The sequence below is a fragment of the Stenotrophomonas sp. Steno-Z10-HUANG genome, assembly GCF_056393075.1.
This window is the reverse complement of sequence record NZ_JBWJPA010000009.1, coordinates 1-14619: the sequence shown is the minus strand read 5'-3', so window position 1 is coordinate 14619 and position 14619 is coordinate 1. Positions and strand designations below refer to the sequence as shown.

The window sequence follows — 14619 nt, the reverse complement described above, 5'->3', positions numbered from 1 at the left end:
GATGTCAGGCGCGGGAAGCGCGGTGACGCCACGATGCGCCGCCGGCGCGTAAAACCGCCATGCAGCCAGGCCGCTGGCGGCGTAAACAATGCGTAGCGCCGGGAACTTGCCGGCCGGCGCCGCGGTCGCATGCCACACCACCCACGGGGAGCACGTCATGCGCATCGATTCGTCCGCCCGCAGCGGCCGCGCGCCGCGCGGGCCATGGCAGTGGCTGCGCAGGGAGGCGCCGCCGCTGGCGCTGATGCTGCTGTTGCTGTGCGCCGCGCGCGACACGCTGGCCAATCACTACCAGGTGCCCAGCGGCTCGATGCAGCCCACGCTGCAGCCCGGTGACCGGGTCATGGTGGACATGCGCGCGTACGGGCTGCGCCTGCCGTTCACCGGACTGCGCCTGCTCGATACCGGCCACCCGCGGCGCGGCGACGTCGCCGTGTTCGACTCGCCGGTCGATGGCACGCGGCTGATCAAGCGCGTGGTGGCGGTGGCGGGCGACCGGGTGGAACTGCACGACGGCTACCTGCGCATCAACGGCCAGCGGCTGAGCCGCGTGCCGCGCCAGGAGCGCTTCGGCGAGCGGCAGGTGACGCTGGACCTGGCGGCCGGCGGAGGCCCCGACATCGACGGCATCCTCATCCCCGCCGGCAAGCTGCTGGTGCTCGGCGATCACCGCGGCAACAGCCTCGATGGCCGCTTCTTCGGCCTGGTGGATGCCGACGCGGTGTACGGCAGGGCGCGGGCGGTGTACTGGCGGCGGGGCAGCGGCCCGGCCTGGCGGCCGCTGTAGCAGGTACCGACGCGTTTCTGCGTCAGGATTGGTCTGTCCAATACATGCGCGCTGCCATGATCTAATACGTTCTTCGCGGGGCCTGTCCCTGCCGTGCGGGCCCGAACCGGCAGTTATGGATCATTTGGTAATACCAATCGTGACCGCGGCGGGCCGGCAAGGCAGCGCCGGCCGCGTGCGACCGGAGTGGACATGAAGCATTCGCCACACTTCCATGAGCGGGCGCGTCGTGCCGGGGTGTCGCGCCCGGCCGCCTGCGCGCGGCCCGGGGAGCGGCGCTCGTGAACGTGCCGCGCCGCCCGCCACAGCGGGTGTCGGACAGGGTCGCCGAACAACTGCAAGCGCTGGTGCGCGAGCGGCGGCTGCGGCCCGGCGACCGGCTGCCGGCCGAGCGCCTGCTGGCGGCGCAGCTGGGCGTATCGCGCACCGCGCTGCGCGAGGCCATCGCGCGCCTGGGCAGCCAGGGCCTGCTGGTCGCGCGCGTGGGCGGCGGCACCTTCGTCGCCGAACCGGCGGCACGCGCGCGGCAGGCCATTGAACAACCGCTGGCGCCATACCTGCCGCTGTTCCAGGGCGACCCGGAGTACCGCTTCGACGTGCTGGAGATCCGCCATGCGCTGGAAGGCGCCGCGGCCTGGCATGCCGCGCTGCGCGCCACCGCCGAGGACCGCGCGCGCATCGCCGGCGCCTACGCCGCGATGCTGGATGCGCACGGCAGGGACGACCCCGCCGGCGAAGCCCGCGCCGACGCCGACTTCCACCTGTCCATCGCCGAGGCGTCGCACAACCTGGTGCTGCTGCAGGTGATGCGCGGCCTGTTCGACCTGCTGCAGACCAACATCTCGCAGAGCCGCGAGCGGCTGTACACCTCGCCGCGCACCTTCTCGCCGCTGTCCGCGCAGCACCGCGAGATGATGGATGCGGTGCTGGCCGGCGACCCGCAACGCGCGCGCGCCGCCGCGCTGTCCCACCTGGAGTTCGTGCACACCACGCTGCGCACGCTCGACGAGAACGAGGCCCGGCGCGCGCGGGCCTCGCGCCTGCCTTCCGCCACGGCCGACCCATGATCATCTCCGCTTCCACCGACTACCGCGCGGCCGCACGCCGCCGCCTGCCGCCGTTCCTGTTCCACTACATCGATGGCGGCGCCTACGCCGAGCACACGCTGCGCCGCAACGTGTCCGACCTGGCCGACGTGGCCCTGCGCCAGCGCGTGCTGCGCGACATGGCCGACCTGAGCCTGGAGACCGAGTTGTTCGGCGAAAAGCTGGCGATGCCGGTGGCGCTGGCGCCGGTCGGGCTGACCGGCATGTATGCGCGCCGTGGCGAGGTGCAGGCCGCGCGCGCGGCCGACAGCCGCGGCGTTCCGTTCACCCTGTCCACCGTTTCGGTCTGCCCGATCGAGGAAGTGGCACCGGCGATCCGGCGGCCGATGTGGTTCCAGCTGTACGTGCTGCGTGACCGCGGCTTCATGCGCAACGCGCTGGAGCGGGCGCAGGCGGCGGGCGTCACCACCCTGGTGTTCACCGTGGACATGCCGGTGCCGGGCGCGCGCTACCGCGATGCGCATTCGGGCATGAGCGGGCCCAACGCGGCGCTGCGCCGCTACCTGCAGGCCGTGACCCATCCGCGCTGGGCCTTCGACGTGGGCCTGTGCGGGCGGCCGCATGACCTGGGCAACATCTCCGCCTACCGTGGCCACCCGACCGGGCTGGAGGACTACATCGGCTGGCTCGGCAGCAACTTCGACCCGTCGATCTCATGGAAGGACCTGGAGTGGATCCGTGCGTTCTGGAAGGGGCCGATGCTGATCAAGGGCATCCTCGACCCGGACGACGCGCGCGACGCGGTGAAGTTCGGCGCCGATGGCATCGTCGTGTCCAACCACGGCGGGCGCCAGCTCGACGGCGTGCCGTCCACCGCACGTGCGCTGCCGGCGATCGCCGATGCGGTGCAGGGCGAGCTGAAGATCCTGGCCGATTCGGGCATCCGCAGCGGCCTGGACGTGGTGCGCATGCTCGCCCTCGGCGCCGATGCCGTGCTGCTGGGCCGCGCCTTCGTCTACGCGCTGGCGGCGCGCGGCGAGGCCGGTGTCGCCCACCTGCTGGACCTGGTCGCCAGCGAGATGCGGGTGGCGATGACCCTGACCGGTGCGCGCCGCATTGCCGACATCGGCCGCGATTCGCTGGTGCGGCTGCGGTGAGCGCGGCGCTGCTGGGGCGCCTGCGCGCGGTCGTCGGCCAGCGCCACGTGCTGACCGGCGACCGGGCCACGCGCCGCTTCCGCCGGGGCTACCGCTTCGGCGAGGGCCCGGTGCTGGCGGTGGTGCGGCCCGGCACGCTGCTGGAGCTGTGGCAGGTGCTGCAGGCGGCGGTGCAGGGCGGCGCGGCGATCATCCTGCAGGCGGCCAACACCGGGCTCACCGGTGGCTCCACGCCCGATGGCGATGACTATGGCCGCCCGGTGGTGCTGGTCAGCACGCTGCGCCTGCACGGCATCCAGCTGCTGGACGGCGGCCGCCAGGTGCTGTGCCTGCCGGGCGCCACCCTCGACCGGCTGGAACAGGTGTTGGCACCGCTCGGGCGCGAGCCGCACTCGGTGATCGGCTCCTCGTGCATCGGCGCCTCGGTGCTGGGCGGCATCTGCAACAACTCCGGCGGCGCGCTGGTGCGGCGCGGGCCGGCCTATACCGAGCTGGCGCTGTTCGCGCAGGTCGATGCCGAGGGCCGGCTGCACCTGGTCAACCACCTTGGCATCGCGCTGGGCGACAGCCCCGAGGAGATCCTGACGCGCCTGCAGGCCGGCGACTACACGCCGGCCGACGTTGGCAGTGGTGGCGGCCGCGTCGCCTCCGACCCGCATTACGCCACGCAGGTGCGGCAGGTGGATGCCGGCACCCCGGCGCGCTTCAACGCCGACCCGGCACGGCTGCACGAGGCAGCCGGCTCGGCCGGCAAGCTGGCGGTGTTCGCGGTGCGCCTGGATACCTTCGAGAAAGAGCCGGCCGAGGTCTTCTACATCGGCAGCAACCGCACCGACAGCCTCACCGCGCTGCGGCGCCAGCTGCTCACCGGTTTCGAACGCCTGCCGATCGCCGGCGAGTACATCCACCGCGATGCCTACGACATCGGCGAGCGCTACGGCAAGGACGTGTTCCTGCTGATCGACCGGCTCGGCACCGCGCGCGTGCCGGCTGCCTTCGCCTGCAAAAGCCGGGTCGATGGCTGGTTCGAGCGGCTGGGCCTGCGCGGGGTGAGCGACCGGGTGCTGCAGGTGCTGGCCGGCCTGCTGCCATCGCACCTGCCCAGGCGCATGGGCGAGTTCCGCCTGCGCTACGAACATCATCTGCTGCTGAAGGTGTCCGCGCGCGACGCGGCGCAGACCGGGGCCTGGCTGCGCGGCTTCTTCGACGGCCACGAAGGCGGCTTCTTCCACTGCACCGCGGAGGAGGGACGCAAGGCGTTTTTGCACCGCTTCGCGGTGGCCAGCGCGGCGGTGCGCTACCGCGAAGTGCACCGCGACCGGGTGCAGGACATCGTCGCCCTGGACGTGGCGCTGCGCCGCGACGACCGCGACTGGTTCGAGCGGTTGCCGGCCGGGCTCGACGCGCGCCTGCTGCACAAGCTGTATTACGGCCATTTCCTGTGCCACGTGTTCCACCAGGACTACATCGCGCGCAAGGGCGAAGACCCGCTGGCGATCGAGCATGCGATGTGGGCGCTGCTGGACGCGCGCGGCGCCGAGTACCCGGCCGAACACAATGTCGGCCACCTGTATCCGGCCAAGCCGGCGCTGGCCGCGTTCTACCGGCAGCTCGATCCTGGCAATGTCTTCAATCCGGGCATCGGCCAGACCAGCAAGCGGGCCGGCTGGAAGGGCTGCGACTGCGCGCATTGAGCGCGCCATGCGCCGGGAGGGGCCAATGAGTTGGCGGCCCGGTCACCGCGACCGGGCCGCCCGCAACGCGCACCGCGTCAGCGGCGGATGTCCTGCACGTGGGTGCCGACCGCCTCGGCCAGGCCGGGCACCCCGTCCGCGCCGGTCGGCACGGTGATGCTCGAGCCCTGGAAGTCAGCGCCGATGGGCTGCGCGCGGCCGCCCAGGCACTGCGCCAGGAAACCCTCCGCCACGGCGTTGAACGCCTTGCTGTTCTCCGGGCGCGCGAAGCCATGGCCTTCGTCCGGGAACAGCACGTAGGTGACCGGGATCTTCCGCTCGGTCATCGCCTTGACGATCTGGTCGCTCTCGGCCTGGCGCACGCGCGGGTCGTTGGCGCCCTGGCCGATCAGCAGCGGCCGGCGGATGGCGGACACGCGGGTCAGCGGCGAGCGCTCGGCCAGCAGCTGCTTGCCGGCCGCGGTGCGCGGGTCGCCCACGCGCTTGGCGAACTGCTCGAAGAACGCGGCCCAGTAGGGCGGGATGGTGGACAGCAGGGTGTCCAGGTTCGAGGGGCCGACGATGTCCACGCCGCACTTGAACGTGTCGGGGGTGAAGGTCAGCCCGACCAGGGTGGCGTAGCCGCCATAGCTGCCGCCCATGATCGCCACCTGCTCGCGGGTGGTCACGCCGTTCTTCACCGCCCAGTCCACCGCGTCGATCAGGTCGTCGTGCATCCTGCCGGCCCATTCGCCGTCGCCGGCGTTGGTGAAGGCCTTGCCGAAGCCGGTGGAGCCGCGGTAATTGACCGACAGCACCGCATAGCCGCGGTTGGCCAGCCACTGGTGGTAGGCGTTGTAGCCGTAGTCGTCTCGCGCCCACGGCCCGCCGTGCACCAGCAGCACCATCGGTACCGGGGCATCGGCCTTGCCGTCGCCGTTGGCGTCGGCGCTGCGCGGCAGGCTGAGGTAGCTGACCAGGGTCAGCCCGTCGCGCGAACGGATCTCCTGCGGCCATTGCGGCACCAGCGCCTTGCCCTCCAGCGCCGGGCGCGCGACGAACAGCTTCTCCGGCGTGCCGCCGCGCACATAGCGGTAGTAGGTGACCGGCGACTCGGCGGCGGAGTAGGCCACGATCCAGGTCTTGTCGTCGAGCGTGCGCGAGGTGACGCTGAAGCTGCCCGGGCCGATCGCCTTGAGCTTGTCCAGGTCCGGTGCGATGGCCGGGTCGACCGCCTTCCATTCGTTCTTCAGGTAATTGACCGCCACCGCCTGCGCGCGCTGGGTCATGGGGTCGTCCAGCGCGCTGTCGATATCGGCGCGGGCGTCCTCGTAGACCAGGGTCTTCGCCCCCGTGCCGGTGTCGATGGCATACAGCGCGGCGGTGTCGCGGTCGCGCGAGTCGAAGAAGTAGCGGGTCTTGCCGTCGCTGGTGTAGCCGCCGGGGAAGCTGGTCAGGGAATCGGCGAACGGGATCTGCCCGGTGACCTTCCAGCCGCCCTTGCCATCGGGTTCGAGCAGGTCGTTGCCGCCGTCCTCGCGCGCGCGGCTGGCCATGCGCACCTTGAAGTCCGGGTCGGCGATGTAGCCGGCGATCTGCCGGGTGTTCTTCTCCAGCAGCGTGCGCTGCCCGCTGGCCAGATCCACCCGGTACAGGTCGTGCCACTTCGGGTCGCGGTCGTTCATCGCCACCAGCACCGATTCCGGGTGCAGGTGGCTGACCCCGACGACCTCGGCGCGGGTGGCCGGGAAATCGCTCAGGTCGCGCGCCTGGCCGCTGGCCAGGTCCACCGCGAACAGGTGGAAGTTCTCGTCGCCGCCGGTGTCGCGCAGGTACAGCAGGGTGTCGGGACGGTGGCTCCAGAAGTACTGGCGGATGCCACGGGTCTTGTCCGTGGTGACCGCGCGCGCCTTGCCCAGGTCGTCGGCCGGGGCGACCCAGACGTTGAGCACGCCGTCGACCGCGGCGACCCAGCCCAGGTAGCGGCCGTCGGGGCTGATCTGCACGTTGGCACGCTCGGGGTTGCCGAACAGGGCATCGCGCGGGATCAGCCCGGGCGGCGCGGCGGGCGTGCCGCTGGCGGCCGGTGCGGGCGGGGCGTCGTTGCCGGCCGGCGTGCGGTTGCAGGCGGAAAGGGACAGGGTGAGGGCGAGACTGACAGCGAACAGCAGAGTGCGATCCATGGCGGAGCTCCGGTATGCCGCGCTGGCGGGTGCGGCCACGCTAGCGCGGAACCGCGCCTGCTGCGTTAAGCCGCGCCTGGCGCGGCTCAGCGCTCCGAATGGCCGGTGTCGTCGTACTGGCGCGGGGCGAACAGGTCGGGCCGGATCAATGCGATGAAGGCGCGCGCCTGCGGCGACAGCACCTTGCCGCGGCGCACCGTCACCCCGTAGCTGCGCGTGGGGAAATAACGCGTCATCGGGCGGATCGCCAGGCGTTCGCGGTCGGCGTCGTTGAGGCACAGCGCGGTGACGATGGAAATGCCCATGCCCATCGCCACGTACTGCTTGATCACCTCCCAGCCGCCGACCTCCAGCGCCACGGTGTACGGCACGCGGTGGCGCTGGAACACCAGGTCCACCAGCCGCCAGGTGATCTGCCGCTTGGGCGGCAGGATCAGGGGGAATGCCGACAGGTCCTCCAGGGTGATCTCGCGCCTGCCGGCCAGCGGGTGCCCGCGCGGGGTGATCAGCACCTGCTCGAAGTCGTAGACCGGCGCGTAGCTCAGGTCGCCCGGCACGTCCAGCATCGAGCCCACGGCGAGGTCGGCGGCATCGCCGCGCAGCAGTTCGGTGCCGTCGGCGCTGATCGCGTCCTGCAGCACCAGCCGCACGTCGGGGTGGCGCTGGCGGAACGCCTCGACGATCTTCGGCAGCAGGTACAGGATCGTCGAGGTGTTGGCGGCGACGGTCAGTTCCCCGGCATCCAGGCCGCGGACCTTGTCGCGGAAGCTGGCTTCCAGCCCGTCCAGGCTCTCCACCAGCGGCTGCGCCATCTCGTACAGCAGCTGGCCCTCGCGGCTGGGCACCAGGCGCCGGCCGCTGCGCTCGAACAGCACCACCCCCAGCTCCCGCTCCAGCGCCTGCAACTGCAGGCTCACCGCCGGCTGGCTGACGAACAGCGCCTCCGAAGCACGCGACACCGAGCCCAGGCGGACCGTCTGGCAGAACGCGCGCAGCGGTTTGAGCCGGTCGGACTTGTAGGAAAAACGCGGGTTTGCGGGCGTCTTCGGCGTCATTTCGGCGGATTATTAGCACAACTTATGTTGTGTATTGCAAAAACTGTTTTGATAAATAAGTGACCCCGGCGGCACGGTGGAGTCCCCCGACACCCGCAGGGTTCCGCCATGTCCGCCGTCGCCCCCTCTGTCCCGTCCACGCCCGCCCGCCCGACGCCGGGCATCACCGTGGCCGCCCGGCTCGCCGGCCAGGCGGAACTGCTGCCGGCCGGGGTGCTGGCGCTGCTGGTGTCGCTGCACCGGGCGGTGGAGCCCGAGCGCCAGGCGCGGCTGGCGGCGCGGCGCCAGCGCCAGGCGTTCTTCGACCAGGGCGGGCTGCCGGATTTCCGCGCCGACACCGCGCACCTCCGCCAGGGCGACTGGACGGTGGCGCCGATCCCGGCCGCGCTGCAGGACCGCCGCGTCGAGATCACCGGCCCGACCGACCCGAAGATGGTCATCAACGCGCTGAACTCCGGCGCGCGGGTGTTCATGGCCGATTTCGAGGATTCGACTTCGCCGACCTGGCGCAACCTGCTGGCCGGCCAGCAGGCGCTGATCGGCGCGGTGCGCGGCGACCTGGAGTACACCGCGCCGGCGGCGGCCGACGGTACGCCCGGCAAGCACTACACGCTGCGGCCGTTCGCCGAGCAGGCGGTCCTGATCGTGCGCCCGCGCGGCTGGCACCTGGACGAGAAGCACGTGCTGGTCGACGGCCAGCCGATCGCCGGCGGCCTGTTCGACGCGGCGCTGTTCGCCTTCCACAACGCCCGTGCGCTGATGCGCCGCGACCGCGGCCCGTACTTCTACCTGCCCAAGCTGCAGTCAATGGAGGAGGCGGCGCTGTGGGAAACCGCGCTGGCGCACATCGAGGGCATGCTCGGCCTGCCGCACGGGCAGATCAAGGTCACGGTGCTGATCGAGACGCTGCCGGCGGTGTTCGAGATGGACGAGATCCTGCACGCGCTGCGCGGGCGCATCGTCGGCCTGAACTGCGGCCGCTGGGACTACATCTTCTCCTACCTGAAGACCTTCCGCCGGCATGCCGACAAGGTGCTGCCCGAGCGCGGCCAGGTGACCATGACCCAGCCGTTCCTGAAGGCGTATTCGGAGCTGCTGATCCAGACCTGCCACCGCCGCGGCGCGCATGCGATGGGCGGCATGGCCGCGCAGATCCCGATCAACCACGACCCGGCCGCCAACGAGCAGGCCATGGCGCGGGTGCGCGCGGACAAGCTGCGCGAGGTCAGCGCCGGCCACGACGGCACCTGGGTGGCGCACCCGGCGTTGATCCCGGTGGCGCGCGCGATCTTCGACGAGCACATGCCCGGCCCCAACCAGCACCACGTGCTGCGCCGCGACGTGCACGTCACCCGCGACCAGCTGGTGGCCCCCTGCGCCGGCACCATCACCCGCGCCGGGTTCGAGAACAGCGTGGAAGTGTGCGTGCGCTACATGGCCGCGTGGCTGGACGGCAACGGCTGCGTGCCGATCCACAACCTGATGGAGGACGCCGCCACCGCCGAGATCAGCCGCAGCCAGCTCTGGCAGTGGCTGCACGCCGGCAACCAGCACCTGGACGACGGCACCGCCATCGACGGCGCGCTGCTCGACGCCACCCTGCGCGCGCTGCCCGCGCGCCTGGGCGACACCGCCACGCTGCCCGGCGGCGGCCGCATCGCCCAGGCCATCGACCTGCTCGACACGCTCAGCCGCGCCGACGAGCTGGCCGAGTTCCTGACCCTGCCCGCTTACCGGCAGATCGACTGAGTCCCGCGCTGCCATTCCCCCTTCCCGCACGCCCGCCCCCCAAGGAGTTCCACCATGAGCACCTACACGCAACAGATCGACGCCCTGCAGCACGACTGGGACAGCAACCCGCGCTGGGCCGGCGTGCGCCGCCCGTACAGCGCCGCCGACGTGGTGCGCCTGCGCGGCACCGTGCAGCCCGAGCACACCCTGGCCCGGCGCGGCGCCGAACGGTTGTGGAAACTGCTCAACGGCGATGCCCGGAAGGGCTACGTCAACGCGTTCGGCGCGATCAGCGCCGGCCAGGCGATGCAGCAGGCCAAGGCCGGGCTGGAAGCGGTGTACCTGTCCGGCTGGCAGGTGGCCGCCGACGGCAACACCTCCGAGACCATGTACCCGGACCAGTCGCTGTACGCCTACGACTCGGTGCCGACCATGGTCCGCCGCATCAACAACACCTTCCAGCGCGCCGACGAGATCCAGTGGAAGAACATCGTCGACGGCAAGCTCAAGGCCGAGGACGCCATCGACTTCTTCCTGCCGATCGTGGCCGACGGCGAAGCCGGTTTCGGGGGCGTGCTCAACGCCTACGAACTGATGAAGAACATGATCGTGGCCGGTGCCGCGGGCGTGCACTTCGAGGACCAGCTGGCGGCGGTGAAGAAGTGCGGCCACATGGGCGGCAAGGTGCTGGTGCCCACCCAGGAGGCGATCCAGAAGTTGGTCGCCGCGCGCCTGGCGGCCGACGTGCTGGGGGTGCCGACGATCGTGCTGGCGCGGACCGACGCCGAGGCCGCCAACCTGCTGACCAGCGACTTCGACCCCAACGACGCGCCGTTCGTCACCGGCGAGCGCACCGCCGAGGGCTTCTACCGGGTGCGCAACGGGCTGGAGCAGTCGATCAGCCGCGGCGTGGCCTACGCGCCGTATGCCGACCTGGTGTGGTGCGAGACCGGCACCCCGGACCTGGGCTTCGCCCGCGAGTTCGCCCAGGCGGTGCATGCGGCCAGCCCCGGCAAGCTGCTGTCCTACAACTGCTCGCCGTCGTTCAACTGGAAGAAGAACCTGGACGACCGCACCATCGCCCGCTTCCAGGACGAACTGTCGGCACTGGGCTACAAGTACCAGTTCATCACCCTAGCCGGCATCCACATCAACTGGTTCAACACCTTCAAGTTCGCCCACGACTACGCCCGCGGCGAAGGCATGCGCCACTACGTGGAGCAGGTGCAGGAGCCGGAGTTCGCCGCCCGCGGGCAGGGCTACACCTTCGTGTCGCATCAGCAGGAAGTGGGCGCCGGCTACTTCGATGACGTGACCACGGTGATCCAGGGCGGCGCCTCCAGCGTCACCGCGCTCACCGGGTCCACCGAGGAGGCCCAGTTCCAGGCCGGCAAGGCCGCCTGAACGGCGTTTTCGATACGTTTTCAGCAGCCGGGGTATGGTGTTGGGGCGGCCGCGACGGCCGCCCTTGTTCTTGGCCGGCTGAATGGGGCTCAAGCCGGTTTCCGGCATCGTCCGCGCCGGGTGGCGGTGCTATCCTTCCGCGCTAGCCCCTGGGGACGGAGGGGCGGTGGGGCTGAGGGAATGACCAGCGACAATGCTGCAATCATGGCCGATGATCGCGAGCTGGGCGTCGCTCATATGGCGATGGCCGAAATCGTGCATCCGGTCCTGTCGCCCGACGAGTTCGCGCTGTTCTCGCGGTTCGGCCGGCAGCGCGAGGTCGCCGCCGGCGAGGTGCTGTTCCGCCGTGGCGATTCCGGCGATGCCATGTTCGTCATCGTCAGCGGCATCGTCGACCTCAACTTCGGCGAGGACCTGGTGGTCAAGTACCTGGGTCCGGGCGAGTTCTTCGGCGAGCTGGGCCTGCTGATCGGCGACCATCGCCGCGGTGCCGATGCCCGCGCCGCGACGGAACTGTCCCTGCTCGAACTCGGGCACCCCGATTTCCAGAAACTGGTGGACCACGACCCCGGCCGCGTCGCGTTCTTCCTGCGCCGCACGATCATGCGTGTGGTCTCCAACGAACAGATGCTGATCCGGCAGCTGCGCCGCCGCAACCACGACCTGGAAGCGGCGCTGGACAACCTCTACACCACCACGCACCAGCTCAACCACACCGAGGAACTGGTGCGGACCGACGAGCTGACCGGCCTGCACAACCGCCGCGGGCTGACCCTTTACCTGCAGGAATGCCGGCAGCCGTCGCGGACCCCGCCGCAGGGGCTGCTGCTGATCGACTGCGACCGCTTCAAGTGCATCAACGACGAGCACGGCCACCTGGTCGGCGACCGCGTGCTGCAGGCGGTCGCCAACATCCTGCGCTCGGTGGTGCAGCCCGGCGGCCTGGCCTGCCGCCTGGGCGGCGACGAGTTCTGCCTGCTGGTGCATGAGGCCGATGCCGCGGCGCTCGAGCACGTGGCCGGCTTCATCCTGCACGCCGTGCATGGCCTGCTGGAGCGTTCGCAGCCGGTGCCGCGGGTCTGCCCGGTGAGCATCGGCGCCTGCCTGCTCGACCCGGCGCGCGACTGGAACGACTGGTACGCCCATGCCGACAGCGCCCTGTACGAGGCCAAGCGGCGTGGCGGCAACCGGCTGCAATGGCCGGTGGACTGGCTGGGAGCCGGCTGACATGCAGCAGGCGCCCGCCACCCCCGACATGGATCCCGCGGCGGAAGCGCCGGCCCCCCGCGTGCACACGCTGCTGCTGACCGACCTGTGCGATTCGGTGGCACTGGTGGAGCGGCTCGGCGACACCGCGGCCGCGGAACTGTTCCAGGAGCACGACCGGCTGGTGCTGCGCCTGCAGCAGCAGTGGAAGGGGCGCATGATCGACCGCTCCGACGGCCTGCTGCTGTTGTTCGAGCGCCCGGTCAACGGCCTCGGCTTCGCCCTGGATTACCGGCAGGGCCTGGAGCAGCTGGGCAAATTGCGCGGCATCGACCTGCAGGCGCGCACCGGCATGCACGTCGGCGAGGTGCTGACCTGGCACAACAGTGTCGAGGCGGTGCAGGCCGGCGCCAAGCCGCTGGAGGTCGAGGGGCTGGCCAAGCCCCTGGCGGCGCGCCTGATGGCGCTGGCGCGGCCCGGGCAGATCCTGCTCTCGGCGGTGGCCGAATCGCTGGCGCACCGCTCCGCGCGCGAACTGGGCGCGCGCAGCGGGCACCTGCTGTGGAAGTCGCATGGCCGCTGGCATTTCAAGGGCGTGCCGACCACCCAGGAAGTGTTCGAGGTCGGCGAACCGGGGTTCGCCCCGCTGCGCACGCCGCGCAGCACGCCCAAGGCGTGGCGCGACCTACCGTTCTGGCGGCGCCCGATGGCGCTGGTGGCGGAGGCGGCGCTGCTGGCGGCGCTGTGCGTGGGCGCCTGGTTCTTCATGCGCCCGGAGCCGGCCATCGCTTTCGCCGAACGCGACTGGGTGGTGATGGGCGATCTGCGCAACCTGACCGGCAATGCCCTGCTGGATGATTCGGTGATGCAGGCCCTGCGTGTCAGCCTGGAGCAGTCGCGGCACGTCAACGTGCTCAGCGACATGAAGACGCGCGACACCCTGTCCCGCATGCGCCGCGATCCCGTGGCTTCGCGACTGGACCGTACGCTGGCTTCCGAAGTGGCGCTGCGTGACGGCGCACGTCTGGTCATACTGCCGGCGGTCTCCGAGGTTGGGGGCAAGCTGCGCCTGAGCATGGAGATCGTCGACCCGCATACGCAGGCCACGATCCGTTCGGATTTCGTCGATGGCCGCGGCCTGGATTCGCTGCTGGCCTCGGTCGATGCCATCGCCTCGCGGCTGCGCGGGCATCTGGGTGAAACCCGGGCATCGGTCAAGGCTGCGTCACAGCCATTGCCATCGGTGACGACGTCAAACCTTCATGCCTTGCGCGCATATGCGCTCGGATTGCAGGCCACGCGTGAGGGAAAGTGGCAGCAGGCGATGCAGATGTATAACGAGGCCACCACGCTGGATCCCGAGTTCGCGCTTGGCTACCTTGGCGCGGCGCGGGTCATGGTGGCGCGTTCGCAGCGGCCGTCTGCGATGCCTTTCCTCGACCGCGCACTGGCCCTGCGGCACCGCCTGCCCGATCGGGAGCGCCTCTACCTGGATGCCTGGGAGGCCGAGTTGCGGGCGCCGGTGCAGGCGTTGGAAAAATGGCAACTGATGGCCGGTCTCTATCCCGACGACTTCGCCGGCCAGGCGAACTCCGCGTGGCACCTTTTCACCGTCAATCGCATGGACGAGGCTTTGCCATATGCACAGGCGGCCGATGTACCGCAGGATCCGTTGCGACCGCTGGCGGCCGACTTCCTGGCGCGCGTCCTGCTCGCCAAGGGAGCGGCGGAACCTGCGTTGAAGCGCTTGCGGGAAATCGGGAACGAGACTCAGGCGGGCCAGGGCCGGCGTATCGCCAATGTGCTGGCGGTGCTTGAACGACCCGTCGAAGCCATGGCCGCACTGGAGGCCATCAGGCCCAGCGGCTATGCGGCTACCGATCTGGTGCCCATGATCGACCGGGTGTCGTTGGCGCTTGACCAGGGAAGGTGGGAGCAGGCCCGGGCAGCAGTGGAAAACGCCGTTGAGACGAGCGGCCAGCAGGATGCGTTCATGAACCTGCAGTTCCGCTTCATCTCAAGCGTGGTGGCGCAGACGGCCGGTGTGTCCTTGCTGAGATCGCGCCGTTTGGCGACCGCCCAGGCGCTGGTGAGCGCGATCGCCGACCCCGCCTGGGATCCTTCCAACCGCGCGGATCTCACGTCGATGTTGCTGGCCAACGCCTGGCTGGCGCAGCGTGAGGGGGACACCAGCCTGGCGGCCAATGCGCTGAGACAGGTCGATGCATTGCCTGACAAGGAGAGGCTGGGCACAACCACCGCGGCAATGCAACGGATCGTGCAAGCCGGGCAGCTGGCTGCGAACGGGCGTCACGACGAGGCCAGCAGGCTGTTGTCGCCCCGTGCCGACGACCTGTACCAGTCGCGGGTCGCCCTG

Annotated in this window: 10 protein-coding genes; 8 read left to right on the top strand and 2 right to left on the bottom strand. The window is 70.6% G+C overall.

What is annotated here, in order from left to right; translation table 11 throughout:
• Positions 1–163: 163 nt before the first annotated feature.
• From lepB to dld, 4 genes are all read left to right on the top strand, one after another.
• The gene (gene lepB / locus AC06E6_RS12395) at positions 164–787 is read left to right on the top strand and encodes a signal peptidase I (protein WP_478061611.1); all 624 of its coding nucleotides are present in this window, start codon (positions 164–166) and stop codon (positions 785–787) included.
• Positions 788–1068: 281 nt separating this feature from the next.
• Positions 1069–1854: a transcriptional regulator LldR gene (gene lldR, locus AC06E6_RS12390; RefSeq protein WP_240212482.1), complete on the top strand. Its 786-nt coding sequence runs from the start codon at positions 1069–1071 to the stop codon at positions 1852–1854.
• Positions 1851–2990: an FMN-dependent L-lactate dehydrogenase LldD gene (lldD, locus tag AC06E6_RS12385; protein ID WP_478061537.1), complete on the top strand. Its 1140-nt coding sequence runs from the start codon at positions 1851–1853 to the stop codon at positions 2988–2990. The genes lldR and lldD overlap by 4 nt, the downstream gene beginning before the upstream one ends.
• Positions 2987–4684: a D-lactate dehydrogenase gene (dld, locus tag AC06E6_RS12380; protein WP_478061535.1), complete on the top strand. Its 1698-nt coding sequence runs from the start codon at positions 2987–2989 to the stop codon at positions 4682–4684. The genes lldD and dld overlap by 4 nt, the downstream gene beginning before the upstream one ends.
• Before the next feature lie 77 nt (positions 4685–4761).
• On the opposite strand, the gene AC06E6_RS12375 is transcribed toward dld, so the two are convergent.
• Positions 4762–6846 carry a S9 family peptidase gene (locus AC06E6_RS12375; protein ID WP_293755788.1) on the bottom strand — a complete coding sequence of 695 codons (2085 nt, stop codon included), beginning with the start codon at positions 6844–6846 and terminating at the stop codon, positions 4762–4764.
• An 86-nt stretch (positions 6847–6932) separates the two neighbouring features.
• Positions 6933–7901: a LysR family transcriptional regulator gene (locus tag AC06E6_RS12370; RefSeq protein WP_104939851.1), complete on the bottom strand. Its 969-nt coding sequence runs from the start codon at positions 7899–7901 to the stop codon at positions 6933–6935.
• Between the two features lie 108 nt (positions 7902–8009).
• Here AC06E6_RS12370 and aceB point away from each other — a divergent pair, with 108 nt between their 5' ends.
• From aceB to AC06E6_RS12350, 4 genes are all read left to right on the top strand, one after another.
• Positions 8010–9650, top strand: coding sequence for a malate synthase A (aceB, locus tag AC06E6_RS12365; RefSeq protein ID WP_478061533.1), 1641 nt, complete (start codon positions 8010–8012; stop codon positions 9648–9650).
• Positions 9651–9704: 54 nt separating this feature from the next.
• The gene (aceA, locus tag AC06E6_RS12360; protein ID WP_240212477.1) at positions 9705–11036 is read left to right on the top strand and encodes an isocitrate lyase; all 1332 of its coding nucleotides are present in this window, start codon (positions 9705–9707) and stop codon (positions 11034–11036) included.
• Between the two features lie 180 nt (positions 11037–11216).
• Entirely contained in the window at positions 11217–12263 is a 1047-nt protein-coding gene (locus AC06E6_RS12355; protein ID WP_161614504.1) for a GGDEF domain-containing protein, read from the top strand.
• Position 12264: 1 nt separating this feature from the next.
• Positions 12265–14619, top strand: a 2355-nt coding sequence (locus AC06E6_RS12350; protein WP_478061532.1) for a putative peptide modification system cyclase, incomplete at its 3' end; no start/stop codon positions are given.